Annotated in this window: 17 protein-coding genes; 3 read left to right on the top strand and 14 right to left on the bottom strand. The window is 68.1% G+C overall.

Going from position 1 to position 22,211, the window contains the following annotated elements:
* Positions 1–6: 6 nt before the first annotated feature.
* The 14 genes from AABM56_RS10830 to AABM56_RS10765 form a co-directional block, all read right to left on the bottom strand.
* The gene (locus AABM56_RS10830; protein ID WP_133861730.1) at positions 7–1,038 is read right to left on the bottom strand and encodes an iron chelate uptake ABC transporter family permease subunit; all 1,032 of its coding nucleotides are present in this window, start codon (positions 1,036–1,038) and stop codon (positions 7–9) included.
* On the bottom strand, positions 1,028–2,029 hold the full coding sequence (locus AABM56_RS10825; protein ID WP_263259226.1) for an iron ABC transporter permease: 1,002 nt from the start codon (positions 2,027–2,029) through the stop codon (positions 1,028–1,030). The genes AABM56_RS10830 and AABM56_RS10825 overlap by 11 nt, the downstream gene beginning before the upstream one ends.
* Complete coding sequence (locus AABM56_RS10820; RefSeq protein ID WP_133861732.1) at positions 2,026–2,943, bottom strand: ABC transporter substrate-binding protein; 918 nt, start codon at positions 2,941–2,943, stop codon at positions 2,026–2,028. Before AABM56_RS10820 ends, AABM56_RS10825 begins: the two co-directional genes overlap by 4 nt.
* The gene (locus AABM56_RS10815) at positions 2,933–4,783 is read right to left on the bottom strand and encodes an IucA/IucC family protein (protein ID WP_133861733.1); all 1,851 of its coding nucleotides are present in this window, start codon (positions 4,781–4,783) and stop codon (positions 2,933–2,935) included. The genes AABM56_RS10820 and AABM56_RS10815 overlap by 11 nt, the downstream gene beginning before the upstream one ends.
* Positions 4,780–5,556, bottom strand: a complete 777-nt coding sequence (locus AABM56_RS10810) for an HpcH/HpaI aldolase/citrate lyase family protein (RefSeq protein ID WP_133861734.1) — start codon at positions 5,554–5,556, stop codon at positions 4,780–4,782. The genes AABM56_RS10815 and AABM56_RS10810 overlap by 4 nt, the downstream gene beginning before the upstream one ends.
* Positions 5,550–7,391, bottom strand: a complete 1,842-nt coding sequence (locus AABM56_RS10805; protein WP_133861735.1) for an IucA/IucC family protein — start codon at positions 7,389–7,391, stop codon at positions 5,550–5,552. The genes AABM56_RS10810 and AABM56_RS10805 overlap by 7 nt, the downstream gene beginning before the upstream one ends.
* Positions 7,388–8,794: a DHA2 family efflux MFS transporter permease subunit gene (locus AABM56_RS10800; RefSeq protein WP_347884079.1), complete on the bottom strand. Its 1,407-nt coding sequence runs from the start codon at positions 8,792–8,794 to the stop codon at positions 7,388–7,390. Before AABM56_RS10800 ends, AABM56_RS10805 begins: the two co-directional genes overlap by 4 nt.
* The gene (locus AABM56_RS10795; protein ID WP_133861737.1) at positions 8,791–9,999 is read right to left on the bottom strand and encodes a type III PLP-dependent enzyme; all 1,209 of its coding nucleotides are present in this window, start codon (positions 9,997–9,999) and stop codon (positions 8,791–8,793) included. Before AABM56_RS10795 ends, AABM56_RS10800 begins: the two co-directional genes overlap by 4 nt.
* Positions 9,992–11,764 (bottom strand): IucA/IucC family siderophore biosynthesis protein, encoded by a 1,773-nt coding sequence (locus AABM56_RS10790; protein WP_133861738.1) that lies wholly within the window; start codon positions 11,762–11,764, stop codon positions 9,992–9,994. Before AABM56_RS10790 ends, AABM56_RS10795 begins: the two co-directional genes overlap by 8 nt.
* Before the next feature lie 70 nt (positions 11,765–11,834).
* Positions 11,835–13,208, bottom strand: a complete 1,374-nt coding sequence (locus AABM56_RS10785; RefSeq protein ID WP_347884078.1) for a diaminobutyrate--2-oxoglutarate transaminase — start codon at positions 13,206–13,208, stop codon at positions 11,835–11,837.
* Between the two features lie 340 nt (positions 13,209–13,548).
* Positions 13,549–15,945, bottom strand: coding sequence for a TonB-dependent receptor (locus AABM56_RS10780; RefSeq protein WP_133861740.1), 2,397 nt, complete (start codon positions 15,943–15,945; stop codon positions 13,549–13,551).
* A 69-nt stretch (positions 15,946–16,014) separates the two neighbouring features.
* Positions 16,015–16,962 (bottom strand): FecR domain-containing protein, encoded by a 948-nt coding sequence (locus AABM56_RS10775; protein ID WP_133861741.1) that lies wholly within the window; start codon positions 16,960–16,962, stop codon positions 16,015–16,017.
* Positions 16,956–17,468, bottom strand: a complete 513-nt coding sequence (locus AABM56_RS10770) for a sigma-70 family RNA polymerase sigma factor (protein WP_133861742.1) — start codon at positions 17,466–17,468, stop codon at positions 16,956–16,958. Before AABM56_RS10770 ends, AABM56_RS10775 begins: the two co-directional genes overlap by 7 nt.
* A gap of 129 nt (positions 17,469–17,597) precedes the next feature.
* Positions 17,598–18,527: a LysR family transcriptional regulator gene (locus tag AABM56_RS10765; protein ID WP_133861743.1), complete on the bottom strand. Its 930-nt coding sequence runs from the start codon at positions 18,525–18,527 to the stop codon at positions 17,598–17,600.
* A 379-nt stretch (positions 18,528–18,906) separates the two neighbouring features.
* On the opposite strand from AABM56_RS10765, the gene AABM56_RS10760 reads away from it, so the two are divergent.
* The 3 genes from AABM56_RS10760 to AABM56_RS10750 are packed head-to-tail and all read left to right on the top strand — an operon-like array spanning position 18,907 to position 22,198.
* Positions 18,907–20,427, top strand: coding sequence for an amino acid ABC transporter permease/ATP-binding protein (locus AABM56_RS10760; protein ID WP_133861744.1), 1,521 nt, complete (start codon positions 18,907–18,909; stop codon positions 20,425–20,427).
* Positions 20,428–20,457: 30 nt separating this feature from the next.
* Positions 20,458–21,330 carry a phytanoyl-CoA dioxygenase family protein gene (locus AABM56_RS10755; protein WP_133861745.1) on the top strand — a complete coding sequence of 291 codons (873 nt, stop codon included), beginning with the start codon at positions 20,458–20,460 and terminating at the stop codon, positions 21,328–21,330.
* 28 nt (positions 21,331–21,358) lie between these two features.
* Complete coding sequence (locus tag AABM56_RS10750; RefSeq protein WP_133861746.1) at positions 21,359–22,198, top strand: ABC transporter substrate-binding protein; 840 nt, start codon at positions 21,359–21,361, stop codon at positions 22,196–22,198.
* The last annotated feature ends 13 nt before the right edge of the window (positions 22,199–22,211 follow it).

Here is a 22,211-nt window from a genome sequence, read left to right as displayed (position 1 = left end):
CCTCCTTCAGGGGCGTTGCCGGATCAGCAGGTAGAGGAAAAAGGGCGCCCCAAGGGCGGCGACGAAGATGCCGGCCGGCAGATCCAGGGGCAGGAACAGGGTACGACCCAGGAGGTCGGCGAGCATCACCAGCAGCGCTCCCACCAGGGCCGCCAGCAGCGCCTGACCGGCGAACCCACTGGGCAGCAGGCGGCGGGCGATATGGGGCGCGATGAGGCCGACGAAGGCGATGGCGCCCCCCCAGGCGATGGCCACCCCGGCCAGGGCCACGGCCAGCGCCAGCAGGGCCGCGCGTTGCCGCTGCAGGCGCACGCCGAGGCCGCGGGCCAGGTCGTCGTCGAGTTGCGCCAGCACGGCGTGTCGCGCCAGGACCGCCAGTGGCAGCAACAGGGCCAGCCACCACAGGCCCAGGGCGCGCACCTCCGGCCAGCTGGCGCCATAGACGCTGCCGGTCAGCCAGACGTAGGCGGACAGCGTGGTGGTCAGCGGGCTGAACACCAGCAGGAAGGTAGTGGCCGCGGCGAGCATGGCCGATACCCCTACCCCCACCAGCACCAGCCGCAACGGCGAGGCCCCGTGATTCCAGGCCAGGCCATAGACCAGCAGCGCCGCCAGGCCCGCGCCGAGCATCGCGGCCAGCGGCAGGCCATGCGGCCCGAGACTTGCGGCAAGAAACGCCAGATAGCAGACCGCCCCGGCACTGGCGCCGCTGGTGATGCCGAGCAGGTCCGGCGAGGCCAGGGGATTGCGCACCTGGCCCTGCAGCAGCAGGCCGGACACCGCCAGGGCGCTGCCGACCAGGGCCGCTAGCAGCGCCCGCGGCAGGCGCAACTGGGTGACGATGAAACCCAGGCCGCCGTGCGCGTCGTCGGCGAAGGCGGCCAGCACCTGGGTGGGCGTCAACCAGACCTTGCCCAGGCAGAGGCACAGCAGCAAGGCCGCCAGGGCCACCAGCGCGGCGACGACCAGCCGCCCCAGGGTGGCCGGGGCCAGGCGCCGGGAAAAGCGGCCGAGCCGCCAGACGATCTCAACGGCCATGGCGGCCTCCCCGGCGCGCGAGATGGATGAAGAACGGCCCGCCGAACAGGGCGGTCATGATACCCACGGGTACCTCCTGGGGCAGGATCACCACCCGCGCCAGGCTGTCGGCCAGCACCAGCAGGAGGGCCCCGCCCAGGGCGCAGCCGGGGATCAGCCAGCGATGCTCGTTTCGCGCGCGGGCCAACAGCCCGCGCACCAGGTGCGGCACCATCAGGCCGATGAAGCCGATGTTGCCGGCCAGGGACACGGCGCTGCCAGCCAGGCAGATCACCAGCACCCCGGCCAGCAACCGGATCAGTCCGATCGGCTGGCCGAGGCCACGGGCGAGGTCGTCACCGGCGACCAGTACATCCAGCTGCCCGGCCAGGACCATGGCGGCGGCCAGGGCCAGCAGGCTGAACACCAGCAGGGGCGCAGCCATGGCCAGGTTGCGCTCACCCACCGAACCGGCCAGCCAGAACAGCACGCTGTCCAGGCCCTCCTGATTGATCACCAGCAGCGCCTGGCTGAAGGCGGTGAACAGCGCCGCCAGGGCGGCGCCAGCCAGCACGATGCGCAGCGGCGTCAGGCGCGCCTGGCCCCGGTTGCCCAGGATCCAGACCAGGGTGCCGGCCACCGCCGCGCCCAGCAGCGCGCAGAGCACCCAGCCTTCCGTGCTGGACAGCCCCAGCAGGGTGATGCCCAGCACCAGGGCGAAGGTAGCCCCGGCGTTGATGCCGAACAGCCCCGGCGAAGCCAGGGGATTGCGCGTCATGGCCTGCATCAGGGCACCGGCCACCGCCAGGTTGGCACCCACCACCAGAGCGACCAGCAGCCGCGTCAGGCGCGTGGTGTTGACCAGGGTGGCATCCAGCGCCAGCGAAGGATCCTGCACCAGCGCCGCCACCACGCTGCTAGGCGCGATCCAGCGCGCACCGACCGAGAGGCTCAGCACGGCGGTCAGCGCCAGGGCCAGGGCGAGCAGCAGCAATCTGAAGGGTGCGCTCATGCGGCCCCCTGGGCGGCCAGAACGCCCTCGATATCGTCCAGCAGCCGATTCGCCGCGAGAATGCCGCCGCCCAGGCTCCAGGCCACCCCGTCGACCCGCCAGACCTGCCCGCGGCGGGGGGCGCTCAGGCGTTGCCAGAGCGGGTGTTCGAGCAGACTGGCGTAGTTGCGCTGCACCGCGGCCTGGTCGGCGCGCAGGAAGACGAAGAAGACCTCGGCCTCCACCACCGGCAGGCTTTCCCGGGAGGTCAGCTTGATCGAGGGCGCGGCGCTGCCCTGGCTGGCCGCCGGCCAGGCGAAGCCCAGTTCGCTGAGTACCCGCCCGGCGAAGCTGTCGGGCAGGTAGCTGCGCAGGTGATCGGCGCGCACATCCAGTACCGCCACCGTCGGCGGCCACTGGGCCCCGTAATGGCGTTGCAGCGCCTCGCGCAGACGGGCGATGCGCGCCTGCCAGGCCTGCAGCAGGGCCGTGGCGGCCGCTTCACGCCCCGCAGCGGTGCCCAGGGCCAGCAGGGTCTGCTTGAATTCGAAGACCTCCTCCAGCATCACCACCGGGCACAGCTGCTGCAGCAAGGGTGCGATCCGGCCATGGCGAAAGCGCGAGGCGACGATCAGGTCGGGCGCCAGCAGTGCCAGGTCTTCCAGACTCGGCTGGGTTTCCAGCCCCAGCGAGGGCACTCCCGCCAGCGCCGGGCGCAGGTAGCGATAGACGGGTTTCTCGCTCCAGGACTCGACCACCCCGCAAGGCCTGAGCCCCAGGGCCACGGCGCTGTCGGTGGCGCCCTGGAACAGCGTGGCCACGCGCGTGGACTGCGCCCGGGCGACGCCTGGCGGCAGCGCCAGGCCGGTGGCGAGCACGCCGCCGAGCCCGAGCAGGCGGCGGCGGGTCATAGAGAGGGAAACACTAGGGGGCATGGCTCACCTGATGAAAGGGATTGACCACCCTGCCCTTGCCGAACGGCATGCTGCCGGGCCCACCGGCCCGCTCGATCATCGGGCGCAGCAGCCACTTCTGCGGCCAGTCCGGCGCCTCGAACAAGGTCTCCCGGAGCAGCGCCCGGGCCTCGGCGTCGAAATCCAGGGCCACGATGCGTTCTTCCAGTACCTCGCGCAGCAGCGTCCAGGCAGCGGTCAGCGGGACAGCGTAGCAGTTCGCGACGGTCTCGAAGATGGCCCTGAGGTTGACCTGGATGCCCAGCGTCTGGAACCAGAACAGCAGGTCGCGCGGATGCTCGTGATACAGCGTCTGGGCATGGCCGGGCTTGATCCGGTACTGCGGATCGGCCAGCCCCTGGCGCTCCAGCCAGGGCACGTACAGGCGCAGGGAGTCGTGGTCGCGTAGCAGCAGGCCCTGGATGCGCCCGGCGCGCCAGACCAGCACGGCATTCTGCCCGTGCACCTCGCCGAGCAGGCCGAGGCGGAACATCCGCAGGTTGAGATCGATGAAGCTGCGGCACAGCTCACCCAACAACAGCAGGACGTTGGCCGGGGTCGGCGCCAGTGCCCGGGCCGCCAGCCAGTCGTCGAAGAAATGTCGGCGACTGTCCGGCAACGGCGTGCCGAGCGCGGCCATGGGCAGCAGGCGGCAGTCGGGATCGGCCAGCAGCGCCGCGGGATAGCCGCGCACCATGGCCGAGAGATGCCGCGGCGCCTCGTCGAACAGGGTCGCCGCCGGCGGCATGAAGGCCCACCAGCGCGACTCGTCGCACAGGTGCAGGCTCTCCGCGAGCACCGGGTCCAGGGTGCGGGCCTGGCGCAACAGGGCCTCGCTGCGCGAGCCGTTGATCATCTTCACCGCCGGCAGGTAGCGCGAGGCGCCCAGGGAATGCACCGCCATGGGCAACTTGAGCTGGGCCACGCCCGCGCCCTCCTCCATGAGCATGGAGCGCAGCGACGAGGTGGCGTGGCAGCGTGCGCCGGCGAAGTCCAGGTGCTGGCAGACGCCGCTGGCGAAGGCCTCGTCCAGCCGGCCCGGCAGTCCCTCGGCGAGTTGCCAGGGGTGTACCGGCAGCGCCAGGTGACTCTCGGCCAGGCCGCGCTGCTGCAATTCGGCCTGCAACTCGGCCAGCGCCGCTGGGGTCAGCAGGGCGGCCGCCGGCCCCTGGCCCTCCGCCACCACCCCCTCGCCGCACAGCAGCTGATCGCGGCGCACCGCGACCCAGGCCAGGCGCACGGGTTGGCCGAATTCGGCCTGGTAGGCCTGGTAGTCGGCGTCGTTCAGGCCCAGCTTGGCCTTGGCCAGGGGGTGATAGGGTCGATCCCGCAGGGCGGCCCAGCGCTCCAGTTGCAGGAAGGCGGCCTGGCCGTCGCCCTCCAGCAGCGGACCCGGGACCAGGGGTTGTTCCAGCGACAGCCGGGTCTGCCGCAGGCTGGTGGCCAGGGTCTCGCGCAGCAGGGCGATGCCCCGCGCCTGCTCCGGATCGGCAGCCGCCTCGGCGAACACCAGGGTGACGAAGGCATCCGGCGTGAGGGTGCTCCAGGCGTCGCCCTGGCGCGCCAGGATCGGCGTACCGGGCACCTTCACCCAGGCCTGGGTAATGCCCGGGCGCACCCGCGCGGCGATGAAACGCTGCTCGCGGGGATCGCAGCAGCACTCCCAGAGCCGCTCCTCCGGGGCCGCCGGCTGCAGCGCGACGGGATGTTCCGGGGCCGCGGCCGCCAGGGTCACGGCCAGCGGGGCGAAGACGTCTTCGGCCAGCAGGCAGTCGAACAGGTCCTGCAGGATGAGATCGGTGGCGAGGGTCTGGGCGTTCATGGGGATTCTCCGCAGGAATGGGCGGTCAGGCGGGCCTGCAGGGCCCGGAAGGCGATGCCGCGCTCGTCGCCGAGCACGAAGGTGGTGACGCCCCGGGCGCGCCAGAGGTCGAGGTCCTCAGGGCGCCGGGGGATGGCGCAATAGGGGGTGCCCTGGCGCTGGGCGGCGGCCCAGGTCTGGCGCAGCGCCTCCTGCACCTCCGGATCGGCGATGCGCCAGGGGCGGCCGAGGGATTGCGACAGGTCCGCCGCCCCTTCGAGCAGCAGGTCCACCCCGGGCACCGCGGCGATCTCCGCTGCCCGGGCAACGCCCGCGGCGCTCTCGATCATGGCGACCACCAGGATCTGCGCATTGGCGCAGGTCACGTAGTCGGCCAGGCTGGCTTTGCCGAAGGAGCCAGGCCGCCCGGCATTGAGGCTGCGCTGGCCCTCCGGGTGGTATTTGCAGGCGCGCACCGCGGCGGCCAGCACCGCCGGGTCTTCCACACAGGGCAGCACGATCCCCTGGGCGCCGGCATCGAGCAGGCGCAGCAGGCGCTTGGGCTCGGCGTCCGATACCCGCACCAGCGGCGTGAGGTCGTAGCTCTCGGCGGTGCGGATCATGTTCTCCAGGGTTTCCGGATTGATCAGCACGTGCTCCATGTCGATGATCACGAAGTCGTAGCCGGCTTCGGCGATCAGCTCGATGCTGGCGGGCGTGGGCAACGAGGCGAACAGGCCGTGGCTGGGCGTGCCGGCCGCCAGGGCGGCCTTGAGTCGATTGCGCCTCAGCATGCGGCGGGCCGGTAGGGATGCAGGGGATTGGCCACCGCCTTGAAGCGCCGCTCGCCATCGCCCAGCAGGCGCCGCTTGGTCAGCTCCTCCACCTCGAAGGTGGGGGCGAAGACGTCGAACAGCGCATAGCGCTCCCGGTACTGGGGATGGGCGCGCTGGTAGTCGAGGATGACCGTGGCGGTCGCCTGCCAGAAGTCGGCCTCGGCCAGGGCGAAGTGCTGGCGTAGGAACACCGCCAACTCGCCCAGGGCGATGAAGAAGAAGGCATCGCAGGTGAAGTCCCGTACCGCGTCCACGTCCTCGGTGAGGATGAAGGAGTTGCGGTTGATCCGCGCGTGGCTCGCCGGCAAGGGCTCCAGGGTCGGGCGCAGCTCCGGACGTGCCAGGTGGCGCTCGGCATAGCGTACGCCGTCGTGGAAGTCCTTGAGGGCGATGCGCAGCGGCCAGCCGTCGCGGTGGATCAGCACGATGTTCTGGCCGTGGGACTCCATGCCGATGCCTTCAGCGTGGAGCATGTGCATCAGCGGCGTCACCGTGACCCTGAGCAGTTGCCCCAGCCAGGTGTCCAGGCCGTGGCGCTCGATCCAGGCGGCGACGAAGGGCCGCGGCGCACCCTGACCGTAGCGATTCTCCACCTGGGTCAGGCCGTTGAAGGGAACCGCCTGCTCATCCGCGCGCAGATAGGCATGGATGCTCTCGCGCCAGACGGCGCCGAGGGTGCCGTAGACCTGCCCCGCGCGACTGGCCGGCAGCGTGCGGCTGTCGTAGGCGACGCCGGCGACCTCGCCGAGCACCACGAAGTCCAGGTCGCGGGCCGTGGCATCGGTTTCGATCAGGCGCTGCAGCCAGTCGGTGATGATTGGGCCGTTGAGCACCGTATGGCGCGCCAGGATGCGGGTGCTGGAGGTATTGGTCAGGCACATCGCCAGCTTGACGTAGGGCCGCCGGGGCGCACTGCGATTGGCCAGGGTGCGGATGGACTGCTGGGCGGCGTACTGGTCGCGAGAGGTGCCGAGGTAGAGCAGCTCGCCGCTCACCAGCTCGGGCTGGAACAGCGCGGCGAGGTGCTGCTCCCATTGCCAGGGATGCACCGGGATCAGCTGGTAATCGTCCAGCGCCCGCCCCTGTTCGCGCCACTCGGCGGCCAGGGCCGCCCAGCGCTGGGCACCGAATTCCTCGGCGATGAAGGCCGGAAAATCCAGATGGCGAGAGTGCCCCACCGAGGCCCGCTCGCGCGCCAGGGCCAGCCAGACCACCTGGATCGGCTCGCCGAATTCCGGTCCGTAGCGGCGATTCTCGGCCAGGGAGAAGCCGATGCGCGACTTGTAGCAGGGGTGGTAGCCATGGGCGTCCATGAAGTGCCGTTCCAGCGCGTCCACATCCAGTTCGTGGGCCGGGCGGTCGGGACGATAATCCTGGCGGCGCGACTGCAGGTCCTTGAGCAGGGTCTGCTCCAGCTCCTGGACGAAGCGCGGCCACAGCGGCGCGGCGCTCTGCTCGCCGAGCAATTCGGCCAGGGTCTCGTGCAGCGTCGGCGCACGGCTCCCCTGGGCGTCCTGGCGCACCAGGCGCTGGGGGTCCAGGCGGATCAGGCCGAAGCTGGCAGCGGCGGGCGCATAGCCCAGGTACTGCACCGGTTGGCCATCGGCGGCGCGACCGGCCAGGCGATACTGCGCCAGGCCATCCGCCACTGGTTGTACCTGGGCGCCGAGCACCTCTTCGTAGATCAGCGTCTGCAGCAATTGCGCCACCACGCGCTGCTCGACCTGGCGATAGAGGGCGGCGTCGGCGGGCGACGGCCAGGGCTGCGCAGGAAGTGAAAGCTGAGCGGTCATGAGTACCTCCGAACGGAAAGGGATTGGCCGGCGGGAAAGCGCCAGGCCCAGGGCAGGGCCAGCAGGATGAACAGACCGGTGGCGATGAAGGCGTCCTGGATGGCGACGCCGGTGGCGGCCTGGCGCGGGCCCCAGCCGGACGCGCCGCCCAGGCGCAGTTCCAGCCACAGGGAGGCGGCCACCACGGCCACCGAGGACACCAGGCGCCGGGCGATGTTGTTCATGGCCGCGCCCTGGGTGACCTGGGCATCCGGCAGGGTATTGAGGCCGGCGGTGGTGGCCGGCATGTAGGACAGCCCCAGGCCGACGCCGCGCAGGACCATCAGCGCGCAGATCCAGGCGAGTCCGGCATGGCTGCCAACCACACCCAGGGCCAGGGTGGCCAGGCCGCTGAGCGCCAGGCCGGTGGCGATCACGCCACGGGGTCCGCGGCGGTCGAGCAGGCGCCCGCCGACCTGACCGAACAGCGCCGCCGCCAGCGCCGTGCAGAGCAGTGCCAGACCGGTCCAGAGCGCGCTGTGGCCCAGTACCAGCTGGATCAGCAGCGGCAGCAGCACCAGGCATTCGAACATGCCCACCGCCTGGACCACGGCGATGATGACGCTGGCCCGGTAGCCGCGCAGGGCGAACAGTCGCAGCGGCAGCAGCGGATGGCGGCGTCGCAGTTGCAGGCGGACAAAGGCCAGCAGGCACAGGAATCCGGCCGCCAGGGCCAGCAGATTGAGGGGTTCGCCCACCGCCGTCAGCTCGCGCAGCCGGCCGAGGGTCACCAGCAGCAATCCCAGGCCAGTGGCGATCAGCAGGTAGCCGGCCAGGTCGAAGGGCTGGTGTTCGCGGGGGGCATCCGCGGGCACCACCACCTGCCCCATGGCCAGGGCCAGCAGGCCCACCGGGACGTTGAGCAGGAACAGGGCGCGCCAGTCGAACACCTCCAGCAGCAGGCTGCCGCACAAGGGCCCCACCGCTGGCGCCAGCATCACCGCCCCGCCCCACCAGCCGGTCACCCGCCCGCGCTCCTCCTTGGGATAGACGGAGAAGATGATGCCCAGCGCCAGGGGAATCATCAGGCCGCTGGCCACCCCCTGGACCATGCGCGCCAGCAGCACGCCGGCGATGGAATCGGCCAGGGCGCCCAGCGCCGAGCCGGCGATGAAGGCCAGCAACCCGAGGCGATAGAGCCGCCGCCGCCCGAGGCGCCCGGCCAGGAAACCGGTCAGCGGCATGGTGATGCCCATGGCGACCATGAAGCCGGCGACGATCCAGCTGGCCAGCAGCGGCCCCAGGTCGAAGGCGGCGATGAAGGCCGGCAGCGCCGGATTGAGCGCGGTATTGGCCAGGCTGACGGTGACCGTGCCCAGCAGCACGTTCACCGCCACCAAGACCCGCGGGATCGCCACGCTCACGCCGAGGCCCTCCCGTTCCCGTCGAGGAACAGTTGCCGTGGGCGCGGATGGCAGAGGAAGTCCGCGTGGGAGATGTTGTAGCCATAGGCGCCGGCCAGGGGCAGCACCAGCAGGTCGCCCACCCGTACCTCACCCAGCGGCTGGCCGCGGCTGAGGATGTCCTTGGGGGTACAGAGCTGGCCCACCACCGTCCAGGCCTTGCCCCCGGTCGCCGTCGCCCGCGCCTCGCGGGGCAGGTGCAGCACCGGGTGATCGTGCCCCTGGGCCACCGGCAGGCGGAACTGGTGGGTTCCGCCGCGGCAGACCAGGAAGTGCTGGCCATGACTGGTCTTGGTATCCAGCACCTCCATGGCGTAGTAGCCGCAGAAGGCCGCGAGGAAACGGCCCGGTTCGAAGCGGATCAGCGGCGGCTGCGCCTGGGCGGCCAGACGGGCGCGCAGGTGCGCGCACAGCCGCGCCCAGTCGAATCGCCGACCTTCGCGGTAATCCACCCCGATGCCGCCCCCGACGTTGAGCCGCACCAGGCTCTCCGGGCGCCGGGCCAGGCCGCGCCAGTGCGGCCAGCGTTCCAGATAGAAGTCCAGCAGGTGCAGATGGCGCTCGACCGAGTGCTGGTGCGACAGGGCATGCACATGGAAGCCCTGCAGCTGCAGGTGGCTGGCCGCCTCCACCGCTGCCACCGCGCCGTGCAGATCGGCCTCGTCGAAGCCGAAGGGCGTCGCCGTACCGGCCATGGCCAGGGTACTGGTGAGCCCGGCCGGCAATTGTGGGTTGATGCGGATGTACACCGGCTGTAGCCGTCCCAGGGAGCGGGCCAGCCGTTGCAGGCGCTGGATCTCGCCGAGGCTCTCCAGGTGGATGGCTTCGACCCCGGCGCTCAGGGCGGTGCGCAGGTCGGAATCCAGCTTGCCCGGACCGGAGAAGATGAACGGCTTGCGCTGCGGGCAGGCGGCGAGGCGATCGATCTCGCCACCGGAGGAGATCTCGAAGCCGTGCACCAGCGGCGCCAGGGCCGCCAGGATCGGCGCCTCGCTGTTGGCCTTGATGGCGTAGTACAGCTCCACGCCCGGCGGCAATTCGGCCATCAGCGCGGCAACGTGCCGCCGCAGGGCATCGAGGTCGTAGACGAAGGCCGCCAGGGGATCGCCGGACTGCGCCTGGGCCTCCACCAGGGCGGCGCGGACCGCGGCCGGTAGCTCACCCATGACGCACCTCCGCGCCCCAGGGGCAAGGCAACTGCACATAACCGGCCTGGCGATCGGCCTGGGCGGCGAGGCGCACCTTGAGATTGGTCTTGCAGGGAATCGGCTGGCCGGCGATCAACGCATCCAGCTCGGGCGCGGCGCGTTGCAGATCCCGGCGGATGGCGATCAACTCGGCTTCCACCTGCCGCCACAGGCGCGGCGCCAGGTGCGGACGCTCCCAGCTCAGCGCCAGCACCGCCTCGGCGAGGTTATTAACGAACAGGCAGTAGGCGATGCGCCGCCAGCCCTGGTCGCGGCTGTAGAGCAACGACTGGCGCACCCGGGGATGGACGTGGGCGTCCAGGGTCTCGGCGCCCAGGGTATCGGTCAGCTTGATGCCTTCGAAGTCGCGCAGTAGCAGCCGGACGGGCCGGCCATTGTCATGCACCAGCACGCAATTCTGCAGGTGCGGCTCCAGCACCACGCCGTGCTCGAAGAACAATCGCAGCACCGGCCCCAGCAACAGCCGCTGGTAATCCTGGAACCAGGCCAGTCGCGCCTGATCGCTGGGCTCCCGACCGCCGCAGCGGCTGAGGAAGTCCTGCAGCAGCGGCTGCAGGCGGGTGTCGCGGGCGAACAGGGTGCCGGCCAGCAGGCAGCAGTCGGCGCCATGCTCCAGGCAGAAATTCTCGCGCAGGATGGCACCGGTCTGCTCGCGGAACCAGCGCTCGTCCTCGGCGCTCGCCGCCGGCGGTGCCCAGCTCAGGGCTCCCGGCTCGCGCACCATGTCCAGGCCCGCCACCCGCCCCTGCAGGCGCTGCATGAGGCGGTCGACGATCAGGGTGCTTTGCAGTTCATACCAGGCGTTCTTGCGCACGCAATTGGTGATGCGCACATTCAGCGAGCCCTTGACGAAGTAGGCATGGCCCGCGCGGTACCAGGTGCGTATGGAGGCAGTGGGACTGGCCAGGGCGCCGCTGGGCCCGAGGTCACGGATCAGCCCCTCGCTGACCAGCGCCTGGACCCGCGGATCGCTCAGGAACAGCTGTGCCTGGACCGGGTGCAGCACGATCCGCGCCCGCTCCGCAGCGGCCTGCGCCTGGTCCACGAAGCCCTGCAGCACCTGGGCATCGCTCAGGCCGTTGCCAGCCACCTGCAACCCGGCGCGCGGCACCTCCAGCACGTGCATGGGGGTGCTGGTGTGCAACTCCGGTGCATAGGCCTCGGCCGGCAGCGGCTCCGGCCAGCGCCGCGCCTTGGGCGCCGGGTGATTGGGATGGCCGAACCAGAGGCCCTGCTCGCTGGCCAGGTAGTCGCTGAGCGGCGCGGGATGTCGCGTGATCTGCACGTGGTCGACGATGGCCGCGGTCAGGCGCTGGCTCTGCAGGACCTGCTGCAGCAACTCGCCATTGTGGGCGCCGGCGAGTTCTTCGCAGGCCTCCAGCAGATAATCGATGAAGGCGGGAAAGTCCGGGCAATACCAGCGCTGGTCCCCGCGTCTTACATAGATATCGGATAGATAACGCTGGCTGCCGAGTTCATCCTGTCGATCGACGACCAGAAAGAACTGGCGGTCTCCAGGAAAGTTGATCAGCAAGGGGACGCCGCCGTCTTGCAACCAACTCAGATAATTGGCCGGCGCTATACCGCGCCGATCTTCCGGCCAGTTATAAGTCAGGCACTTTTCCGGCAGCGCGAATTCCTTGATCAGGCAATTCATCAGGGCATGGGAAGACGCCAGCTCGCTGACGATGCGGGAAAGCAGCGTGGATTCGAAAGAAGTCATGGCAGTGTCCAGGAGGTTGCGCGTCGCGGGGAGCGATCCGGTGTCACGGCACTCGGGTGGTGCCTTGCGCTCAGCCACGGGGCTCGGCCAGCGCCGCCACGAGGGCCGCCTCCAGGCGATCGAGCAGCACCAGGCAATGGCTTTCCTGCAGGATCAGCGGGGGCAGCAGCCGCACCACGTTGCCGTCGCGGCCGCCGCGCTCCAGCAGCAGCCCCTGGGCGAAACAGTGGCGCTGGATGGCCGCCGCCAGGGCGGGATCGGCCGGCAGGCTGCCGAGTGCATCCGCTTCGCCGCTCGGGTCAACGATCTCCAGGCCCAGCATCAGGCCGAGGCCACGGACATTGCCGATGGCGGGGAAACGTTCGCGCCGCCGCTCCAGATGCCGTTTGAGCCAGCCACCGAGCTGGGCGGCATGGCTGACCAGGCCTTCGCGCTTGATGGCCTCCAGGGTGGCCAGCCCCGTGGCCATCGCCAGCTGATTGCCGCGGAAGGTCCCGGTATGGCCACCGGGCTCCCAGGCGTCGAATTCGCGGCGAATCGCCAGCAGCGCCAGCGGCAGGCCACCGCCCACGGCCTTGGACAGCACCAGGATGTCGGGCTCGATGCCGGCATGCTGGCAGGCAAACAACTCGCCGGTGCGACCGAAGCCGGTCTGGACCTCGTCGACGATGAGCAGGATGCCGTGCGCCCGGGTGACCTGGCGCAGGGTCCGCAGCCAGGCCGCCGGTGCCGGGTTGACGCCGCCCTCCCCCTGGACCGCCTCGACGATCACCGCCGCCGGCCGGCAGACGCCGCTTTCCACATCGCCGAAGAACCGCTCCAGATAGCGCGCCAGGGCCGCGGCGCCCTGCTCGCCACCCAGGCCCAGCGGGCAGCGGTACTCATGGGGATAGGGCAGGAATTGCACCCCGGGCATCAACCCCGCCACGCCCTGCTTGGGCGCGAGATTGCCGGTCACGGCCAGGGCGCCGTGGGTCATGCCGTGGTAGCCGCCGGAGAAGGCCACCACGTTGCTGCGTCCGGTGACCTTCTTGGCCAGCTTCAGCGCCGCTTCCACCGCATCGGCGCCGGACGGCCCGCAGAACTGCAGGCAGTAGTCTTCCGCCCGACCCGGCAGCAGACCCAGCAGGCGCTCGCTGAAGGCGTCCTTGAGCGGCGTGGTGAGGTCCAGGCTGTGCATGGGCAGGCCGCTGCCGAGAAAGTCGGTGATGGCCGCGGTGACTGCCGGATGGTTGTGCCCCAGGGCCAGGGTGCCGGCCCCGGCCAGGCAATCCAGGTAGGTCTTGCCTTCGACGTCGGTCACCCAGACACCGGCGGCCTTGGCGATGGCCAGCGGCAGCTTGCGCGGATAGCTGCGGACATTTGATTCGAAGCGCGCCTGGCGAGCGAGAAAGAAGGCGTTGTCGGCTACTGCGGTATCGCGACTGAGGGATGGTTGAAGCATGGCGTCAGACCTCGGGACGTTTATCTTCGGTAACGATAATCAGTTTCATTCTCATCCTTCAACCGCTATTCCGGTAAATAGCCCAGTCTTTGAACTCGCCCAACTTTGGCCAATGTGCGGACGACAGGAAACCCGAACTCACTACAGTCCGTTATTGAAATAGCTCGGTAATAAGCTTGATAAGGATCTTGTTTCAGCTATATCCGCAGGGCACTCCTGTCGATGAATAACGAATTTCAGCCAAATAACGCAGCAAGGTTCTGCCGGTAATTAACGGCTCATACAATCTGCCGCTGCGCAGGACTGCCCGAGCCCTGCGCAGCAACGGGCTCCGGCGGCCTCAGAACGCCAGGGTGGTGGAGAAGACGAAGGTCCGCGGCGTGGAGATCGTCAGGCCGGGTTCGCTGTCGTCGGACGCGCCGGCGGAGGCCCAGTAGCGCTCGTTCATCACGTTCTCCACCGAGGCCCTCAGGGTCACGCGGGTGGCGTCGACCTTGAAGGCGTAGCGCGCGCCCACGTCGAAGCGATGCCAGGCGTCGATTTCCTTGCTGTTGGCCTGGTCCAGATACTGGGAGCTGGTGTAGATCCCCCGTCCGGTCAGGGTCAGGCCGGGCACCGCCGGGATGTCCAGTTCGGCGCCGAGGTTGGCATTGAGCCTGGGCGTGGCCGGGGCGCGATTGCCGTCGAAGGTGCCGCCCACGGTGTCCCTGAGCTCGCTGTCGATGTACATCAGGCCGCCCAGCACGCGGAAGCCGGCCAGCGGCTCGCCGAATACGCTCAGCTCCGCCCCGTCGTTGATCCGCTTGCCGTTGGGACCGAAGGTACGGCTGGTGGCGTTGGTCTCGTAGGCTGGCTGCTTGATGCGGAAGGCACTCGCGGTCACGGCCACGGCGCCGAAGTCGTACTTGGCGCCCACCTCCGCCTGACGGCTGATGAAGGGCGGGAAGATCTCGTCCTCGTTCAGCGCGGTGGACGGCGCGATCTTGCCCTGGCTGAGGCCTTCCATGTAGTTGGCATAGAGCGACAGGCGCTCGGTGGCCTTGAACAGCACCCCCGCCGAGGGCGAGACCTTTTCCTCGTCGTAGGCGGTGGTTTGCTTCACCCCATCGGACCAGTCGTCCACCTTGACCCGCTGCCAGCGGGCGCCGAGGGTGACCAGCAGGCGGTCGTCGAAGAAGCCCAGGGTGTCGGCCAGGGCCACGCCACTGAAGCGGTTCTCGGTGTAGTCCTTGGCATCGGACCGGGTGCGCACGCCCGGCGCGGGCAGGTCGCGGGGCGCATAGAGGTTGCTCGCCCCGCTGGCGTAGCGCCCGCCACCGTTCTCGAAGTCCATGTAGAAGTAGTCGGCACTGACATTGAGCTCGTGACTGACCGGCCCGGTCTGCAGCCATTTGCGCGCGCCCACGTTGGCGGTGCGGACGTTTTCGTCACGGGTGAAGTCGCGCGGCTGGACGGTGAAATCGCCGGCGTCGTTGGTGAGGGACACATTGTGGCGCAGGAAATCGTGATCGCTGCGGCGCGCGCCCACGGCGCCGTAGACCATCAGCGAATCGTCGACGTCGAATTCGCCACGCAGGGCGCCAAAGGTGTCCTTGGTCTGGGCGCGGGTCCAGCGCTGGGCATAGTTGTGGCGCACGTCGTCGGCATCGGGCACCCGGGCATTGGCACCGACCAGCACCCGCTCCTGGGGCGCATCGGTGTCGCGCTCGGTGTGGCCGAGATCGAGGCCCAGGCGCAGGCGTTCCACGCGATAGTCCAGACCGAGCACGCCAATCTGCCGGTCGACGTGCTGGTGATCCCAGGTGGTGTCGCCGGATTGCTTGACGCCGTTGAAGCGCATCCCGAAGCGATTGTCCGCGCCGAAGCGACGGCCGATGTCCACGGCGCCGCCCACCTGGCTGTCGGAGGCATAGCTGCCGGTGATTTCGGTGATGGGCTGGTCGGTGGCGCGCTTGGGCACCACGTTGATGCCCCCGCCGACGCTGCCGCGAGGCGAGATGCCGTTGAGCAACTGGCTCGGCCCCTTGAGGATGTCGACCCGTTCGGCCATCTCCATGTCGATGGAATAGGTCGGCAGCACGCCATAGAGCCCGTTGTAGGCGACGTCGCTGTTGAACAGGCTGAAACCGCGGATGGTGAACTGCTCGAAGCGACCACCCGACGGATTGGTGGAGCGCACCGAGGGATCGCTGGCGATCAGGTCGGTAAGGGTGCGGGCCTGAAGATTCTGGACGGTCTGGGCGGTGTAGGAGGTCTGGCTGAAGGGCGTGTCCATGAAGTCGCGATTGCCCAGCAGTCCCTGGGAGCCTTGCCGCGCGACCTGGCCGCCGGCGTAGGGCGTGTCATCCGCCTGCAGACTGGTGGCGACGATGGAGGTGCTGGCCAGCTCCTGGACGCCGCTGTCCTGCGGCGCTGGCGCCAGGGTGAAGTCGCGCTCCCCCAGCGGTTGCAGTCGCAGGCCCGAGCCGGCCAGCAGGCGGCTGAAGCCCTCCTCCACGCCATAGTCGCCGTTGAGGCCAGCGCTGCTGCGCTTGCCCACCAGCCCCGGATCCACCGCCAGATTGACGCCGGATTCCGCGGCGAAGCGCGTCAGCGCCTGGGCGAGACTGCCAGCGGGAATCTCGTAGTGCCGGCGGGCGGCCTCCTGGGCCCAGGCAGAACCCGCCCACCAGGGAGTACCACTCAACGCCACCAGCAAGCCCGTGCGCAGCAACGGCCGCAATACCAACGTCACCATCGAATCCCCTCCTTTGATTGTCCTATGCCGTTAATGACCGACGAGTACGGAAAAGGGGACAGGCTTTTTTCAGGCGGCGACCGAGCGGGGTTTCAGGGTTACCCAGAAGCGGGTACGCCAATGCACCTCAACTGGCAGCGTCGCGGCCAGCAGCGCCAGTACCCGGTCGGTATCGGCGAGCTGAAAGCTGCCGGTGACCCTGAGGTCGGCCACCGCGGGATCCCAGCGCAGCAGGCCAGGACGATAGCGACTGAATTGCTGCAGGAATTCGCCCAGTGGCTGGTCCTGGGCGATCAGCACGCCCTGGCGCCAGCTCAGCAGAGTCGCGGAAAACGGCTCGATGGCACCGATCCCCAAGGTACTCAGGCGCAACTGCTGGCCCTTGCCCAGTTCCAGCCCCGGCCCGCTCAGCGGTCGCACCCCCACGCTACCGCTGACCACGCGCACGTCGCATCCTTCATCGTCCTGCTGCACGCAGACCTCGGCCTGCTCCACCATCAGGGTCCCGAAGCGGGTATCCAGCCTCAGCGCCTGGGTACCGGGTACGCGCAGCGAGAGCTCGCCGCGCACCAGGGTCAGGCGTCGCCGGGTCTGATCCAGGTCCACGGCGGTCGCGGTATTGAGTTGCAGCAGGCTGCCATCCGCCAGGGTCAGGCTGCGGCGTTCGCCGGTGGCGGTGCTGAGATCGGCGGTCCAGGCGTCCAGCGGCACTTCCTGGGTCAGCCACCACCCCGTCGGTACCACCACCGCCAGGCCCAGCAACTGCCGCAGGGCGGTACGTCGGCCGCGATCGGCCGGTTGCAGACTGGCCATGGCCAGCCGCGACGGCACCGCGGCGAAGCGTTGCTGCAGCGCCAAGGCCGCCTGCCAGGCGCGCTCGTGCTCGGCATGGGCCTGGCGCCAGGCCTGCAACTGCTGGTGTTCGCGCTCGCCAGCCGCACCGGACTCCAGCAACGCCAGCCAGCCCGCGGCCTCGCGGATCGCGGTCCGCCGCCGGTCCTGGGCGCCGCTCAGCACAGCTCCGCCAGCAGGCAATGTTCATAGGCCTGCGCCATGTATCTCTTGATGGTGCGCTCGGAGACCTGCAAGCGCTCGGCGATCTCGCGGTAGGTGAGGTCTTCGAGCTGGCTGAGCAGGAAGGCATGGCGCACCGTGGCGGGCAGGCCGTCGAGCAGCTCATCGAGGGCCTGCAGGGTTTCCAGCAGGACCCAGCGTTGCTCGGGCGATGGAGCACAGGCTTCGGGCAGCTCGGCCAGGGCGTCGAGATACGCCTGCTCCAGGCTGCGCCGGCGCTGGAAATTGATCAGCAGGCGCTTGCCGATGGTCACCAGGTACGCCCGCGGCTCCTGCAGTTCGCCCAGCACCTCGGGGTTGCGCACCAGCCGCAGAAAGGCCTCCTGGCTGAGATCGGCCGCATCCCATTCGCTGCCCAGCCGCCGCCGCAACCAGGCCTGTAGCCAGCCGCTGTGATCGCAATAGAGCCGATGAAGATGACGTGAGGATGCGAGAGCCATATCACTCATGACGGGTGCTGCCTGCTCGATGATGCTTAGATGATATTGATTCTACTTTACATCACGCATCGGCGACCAGCCCGGAGCCGTCTATCCCTGCCCTTTCGCCCGGAAGATGGGTAAATGCCAGCACGGTGTTCAGCCTGCCGGGCTTTCCGCCGGCACCGGCGACAGATCGACACTCCGGCAATAGTCCATGAACAGCCGCGTCGCCTTGGTCAACTCGTTGTTGCGCAGGTAGGCCATGATGAAGGTCGAGGCCGGCATGTCGTCATGGATGTTGACCTGGGCCAGGCGCTTGCCGTCGTAGGTCAGGTCGGTGGTTGGCCGGGTGACCAGCACGGAAAAGCCCAGCCCCTGCCCCACCATGCAGCGCACCATCTCGATGGAGGGGGAGCTGTAGGCCACCGTGGGGTGGTAGCCCTTCTCCTTGAAGATGTCGATGAAGTAGTTACGGCTGGGCACCACGTCCAGCAGGATCATGGGCTCGCGACTCAGCTCCTTGAGCGTCACCGCCTTCTTGCCCGCCAGGGGGTGGGCAATGGGCAACAGGGCATAGGGCTTGTGCGGCGCATTGAGCTTCTCCTTGGTGATGGAATCACCCAGCTCCAGATCGTAGAGAAACACCAGGTCGAAGCGTCCCCGGTGCACGCCGTGCATGAGTTCGTGCTGCTCGCCGTCGTGCAGCTGGATGGTGATTTCCGGATAGAGCCGCTTGAAGCCGGCGACCAGCTTGGGCAGGTAAAGCGGCGCGGCGGATTCGAAACAACCGATGGCCACGGTGCCCGAGACCATCTCGTTTTCCGCCTTGGCGTTCTGTTCCAGCTCGTGGGACAGCCGCAACAGTTCCTTGGCCTTATCGTAGAGTCGGCGCCCACTGGCGGTGAGGGAAACACCCTGGGCGTGATGGCGGATAAACAACTTCTGCTCGAAACTTTCTTCGAGATTCTTGATGGCGACGGAAATCGACGGCTGGGATATGTGCAGTTGTCGCGCTGCCTCGACGATGCTGTCTTCCTCGACCACCGCGACGAAATAACGAATTTGCCTGAGCGTAAAGTGGGTCACGGATTACCTATAGGAAAAAACTGTGCAGAGCTCGTTTTTGCATAGCCTTTACTCTCGAAGCGAAAGCTGTGCCAGGCAGGCTGCGCCTGTCTTCAACGCCCATCAAACCTTTGAAAATCCAGTGGATCTCCGCAGCATCCTTATCATGCCAGTGCACCAAAACCCTGCATCGAAGCCTTTAATGGCAGCACTTTGCCCCTTATGAGGGCATAGAGGAAAAGTTCTCCAGCAGCCGTTTTCTCTGTATAGCAAAGTCCTATACAGAGGCCTGTAATTTGTTAATTGACGATAAGTCCACCGATTGCCAATTCTGTAATTACAGCGACCGGACAGCCCTCTTCGGAGGTGTCCTTCCAATGAATGGCGACGGGTTTTAACGATGACTTTCGACTGGAACTACATGTTCGGCCTTATCGGCGACACTCAATTCTGGCTGGCAACCTGGACCGTCATCAAACTCAGCACCCTCACCTGGGTCATCAGCATCGCCCTGGGCTTCTTCATCGCCCTGGCCAAGCAGTCCCGGCATCCCGCGCTCAACCTGCCGGCCCGTGCCTACATCTGGTTCTTTCGCAGCGTGCCGCTGCTGGTGCTGCTGATCTTCATCTACAACCTGCCGCAGGCGCTGCCGGGCACCTCGGTGGTGCTGGCCGATCCCTTCTGGGCCGGCCTGATCGGCCTGGTCATCAGCGAGACGGCCTATGTCGCCGAGATCCACCGCGGCGGCCTGCTGTCGATTCCCAAAGGCCAGGGTGAGGCGGCGCGGGCACTCGGGCTGCGCTTTCTCGGCACCCAGTGGCGCATCGTCATTCCCCAGGCCCTGCGCGTGGCCCTGCCGTCGCTGGCCAACGAATACATCTCCATCGTCAAGCTCAGCTCCCTGGTATCGGTGATCTCCCTCACCGAGATCCTGATGGTCGGCCAGCGTCTCTATTCGCAGAATTTCCTGGTCATGGAGACCATGGTGGCGGTGGCCTTCTACTACGTGCTGATCGTCACCCTCTTCGACTTCCTGCTCAAACGCCTGGAGCGCTACCTCGACGTCACCCAGCGCAAGGTGGTACGGACCCCCAACGCCCAGGTGCTGGCCCTGGCCACCCAGGCGTCGACCGCCAGCGCCAAGCCGCAGTGGGACGCCAGTACTCCCGCGCTGCAGGCGGCGCGCCTGCACAAGGCCTACAACGACGTCGAGGTGCTGGGCTCGGTCAACCTGCGCATCCAGCCCGGCGAGGTGGTCTCGGTGATCGGCCCGTCCGGCTCGGGCAAGACCACCCTGATCCGCCTGCTCAACGGCCTGGAGCAACTTGACAACGGCGAGATCCGCATCAACGGCCAGCCCTTCATCCACCTGCACAAGGACGGCGCCCAGAAGCCGCGCTTCATCGAGCACAGCGAGCATCGCCTGGACATCGGCATGGTGTTCCAGAGCTTCAATCTCTTCCCCCACCTCACTGTGCTGGACAACCTCCTGCTCGCACCGCGCTATCACCGCCTGGATGCCCCCGCGGCGCTCAGGCAGCAGGCCTATGCCCTGCTGCACAAGGTCGGGATGCTCGATCACACCTGGAAGTATCCGCACCAGCTGTCCGGCGGCCAGCAGCAGCGGGTGGCCATCGCCCGGGCGCTGATGATGCGACCGCAGATCATGCTGTTCGACGAGCCCACCTCGGCGCTCGACCCGGAAAAGGTCAACGAGGTGCTGCAGGTGATCGAGGCCCTGGCCCAGGAGGGCATCACCATGGTGATCGTCACCCACGAGATGAACTTCGCCTTCAAGGTCTCGGACCGCATCGTGTTCATGGAAAAGGGCCGTGTGGTCTGCGACGACGCGCCCCAGGTACTGCGCAACGGCCAGCATCCCCGCGTCGAGGCTTTCCTCAAGGACGTGTCCCTGGCTTGACCCCAACCCCTTGGCTTCTGGAGAACCCCTATGATCGAGCAAGCGCAACTGGACCAGTTTCACCGCGACGGCTACCTGGTGGTCGCGAATCTGCTGACGGCCGAGGAAATCGCCGCCCTGCAGGCCGATTTCGATCATTGGGTCGAAGACAGTCGCAGCCACGCCGAGGCCTGGGGCGAGACCCAGGATGGCCGTGCCCGCTTCGATGTCGAACTGGATCACCGGCCCGACCACCCCTCCCTGCGCCGGGTCAGTTCGCCGACCGAGATCTCCGCGGCCTATCGCCAGGTCGCCTTCACCTCGCGGATGGCCCAGGTCGCGGCTCAGCTCATCGGTGGCAGCGGCACGCGATTCCACCACAGCAAGATCAATTCGAAGCTGCCGCGCACCGCCACCCAGGTGAAGTGGCACCAGGACTTCCTCTTCACGCCCCACAGCAACGATGACGTGGTCACCGCGCTGCTGATGGTGAGCGAGGTGACACCGGAGAACGGCCCCCTCACCGTCATCCCCGGCAGCCACAGGGGCCCGCTGTGGTCGCACTGGCAGGACGGCCGTTTCACCGGCGCGGTCGACGACAGCGTGGTGGCCGAGCACTGCGGCGAGCCCGTGGCCTGCTTCGGCCCGGCCGGCTCGGTGTGCTTCATGCACACCCGCCTGCTGCACGCCTCCAGCCCCAACCAGACCGAGTTGCCGCGCACCCTGTTCATCAGCGTCTATGCCGCCGAGGATGCCCTGCCCTTCAGCGAGAATCCGCTGCCCAGCGAGCACGCCGGGGTGCTGGTGGCCGGCCAGGAAAGCGGGCTGGTGCGCAGCGTGGCCAACAGCGTGCGGCTGCCACAGAAACCGCGCGGCGCTTCCTTCTTCGTCCAGCAGGCCGGGCTCGACCAGGCTGCCGTTTGACCCTTCCTACTCTTCAAGGAGCTTCGTCATGCAAAGATTCAGCAGCGCCTCGATTCGAATCCTCTCCACCGCCGTACTGGGCGCCGGCCTGGCGCTGGTCTCCTGCCTGGCCTCGGCCGACTTCCTGCAGCCGGGCAAGCTGGTCGCCGGGTCCGACCTGACCTTCTTCCCCTACGAATACGTGCAGGACAACAAGCCGGCCGGCTTCGACATCGAATTCGTCGAGGGGCTGGGCAAGCTCATGGGCCGCTCCGTGGAGACGATCGACACCCGCTTTCCCAACCTCATCACTGGGCTCCAGGGTGGCCGCTTCGACATCACCAATTCCTCGATGTACATCACCGCGGACCGCCTCAAGGTGATCGACATGATCCCCTACCTGAAGAGCGGCGAGTCGATCATCGCGCTCAAGGGCAGCAGCTATCAGCCCAAGAAGCCGGAAGACTTCTGCGGCCACAAGATCGGCTCCATGGGCGCCACCTCCTGGCTGCAGCAGCTGCACAAGCTTTCCGACGAGTACTGCGTGAAGAACGGCCTCAAGCCGATCGCCGTGAGCGAATACGGCACCGATCCCCAGACCACCCAGGCGCTGCTGTCCAAGGCCGTTGAGGCGCAGATCACCGACGCCGCAGTGGCCCGCGGCCTGGTGGAAAAGCTCGGCAATCGCGTGGTGATCTCCTCGGATAGTCTGATCTACCCGGTGCTCAACGGCTTCGGCGTGAAGAAGGGCAACGATGCGGTCAAGACCGCCCTGGTGGAGGCGCTCAAGCAATACAGCGCCACCCCGGAGTACGCCGCGCTGCTGAAGAAATACAACTTCCAGGCACCCACCGAGGCGGACATCGCCGCCCTGATGCCCAAGCCCTGAGCCTTCCGGAGTC

Source organism: Pseudomonas aestiva, assembly GCF_039908605.1.
Classification (GTDB): Bacteria; Pseudomonadota; Gammaproteobacteria; order Pseudomonadales; family Pseudomonadaceae; genus Chryseomonas; species Chryseomonas aestiva.
This window is presented reverse-complemented; position numbering and strand designations above follow the sequence as displayed.

Excerpts from the sequence above, each read along its gene's own strand:
- AABM56_RS10830 (WP_133861730.1), bottom strand. The coding sequence starts at position 1,038 with ATGGCCGTTGAGATCGTCTGGCGGCTCGGCCGCTTTTCCCGGCGCCTG.
- AABM56_RS10825 (WP_263259226.1), bottom strand. The coding sequence starts at position 2,029 with ATGAGCGCACCCTTCAGATTGCTGCTGCTCGCCCTGGCCCTGGCGCTG.
- AABM56_RS10820 (WP_133861732.1), bottom strand. The coding sequence starts at position 2,943 with ATGCCCCCTAGTGTTTCCCTCTCTATGACCCGCCGCCGCCTGCTCGGG.
- AABM56_RS10815 (WP_133861733.1), bottom strand. The coding sequence starts at position 4,783 with ATGAACGCCCAGACCCTCGCCACCGATCTCATCCTGCAGGACCTGTTC.
- AABM56_RS10810 (WP_133861734.1), bottom strand. The coding sequence starts at position 5,556 with ATGCTGAGGCGCAATCGACTCAAGGCCGCCCTGGCGGCCGGCACGCCC.
- AABM56_RS10805 (WP_133861735.1), bottom strand. The coding sequence starts at position 7,391 with ATGACCGCTCAGCTTTCACTTCCTGCGCAGCCCTGGCCGTCGCCCGCC.
- AABM56_RS10795 (WP_133861737.1), bottom strand. The coding sequence starts at position 9,999 with ATGGGTGAGCTACCGGCCGCGGTCCGCGCCGCCCTGGTGGAGGCCCAG.
- AABM56_RS10790 (WP_133861738.1), bottom strand. The coding sequence starts at position 11,764 with ATGACTTCTTTCGAATCCACGCTGCTTTCCCGCATCGTCAGCGAGCTG.
- AABM56_RS10785 (WP_347884078.1), bottom strand. The coding sequence starts at position 13,208 with ATGCTTCAACCATCCCTCAGTCGCGATACCGCAGTAGCCGACAACGCC.
- AABM56_RS10780 (WP_133861740.1), bottom strand. The coding sequence starts at position 15,945 with ATGGTGACGTTGGTATTGCGGCCGTTGCTGCGCACGGGCTTGCTGGTG.
- AABM56_RS10770 (WP_133861742.1), bottom strand. The coding sequence starts at position 17,468 with ATGAGTGATATGGCTCTCGCATCCTCACGTCATCTTCATCGGCTCTAT.
- AABM56_RS10760 (WP_133861744.1), top strand. The coding sequence starts at position 18,907 with ATGACTTTCGACTGGAACTACATGTTCGGCCTTATCGGCGACACTCAA.
- AABM56_RS10755 (WP_133861745.1), top strand. The coding sequence starts at position 20,458 with ATGATCGAGCAAGCGCAACTGGACCAGTTTCACCGCGACGGCTACCTG.
- AABM56_RS10750 (WP_133861746.1), top strand. The coding sequence starts at position 21,359 with ATGCAAAGATTCAGCAGCGCCTCGATTCGAATCCTCTCCACCGCCGTA.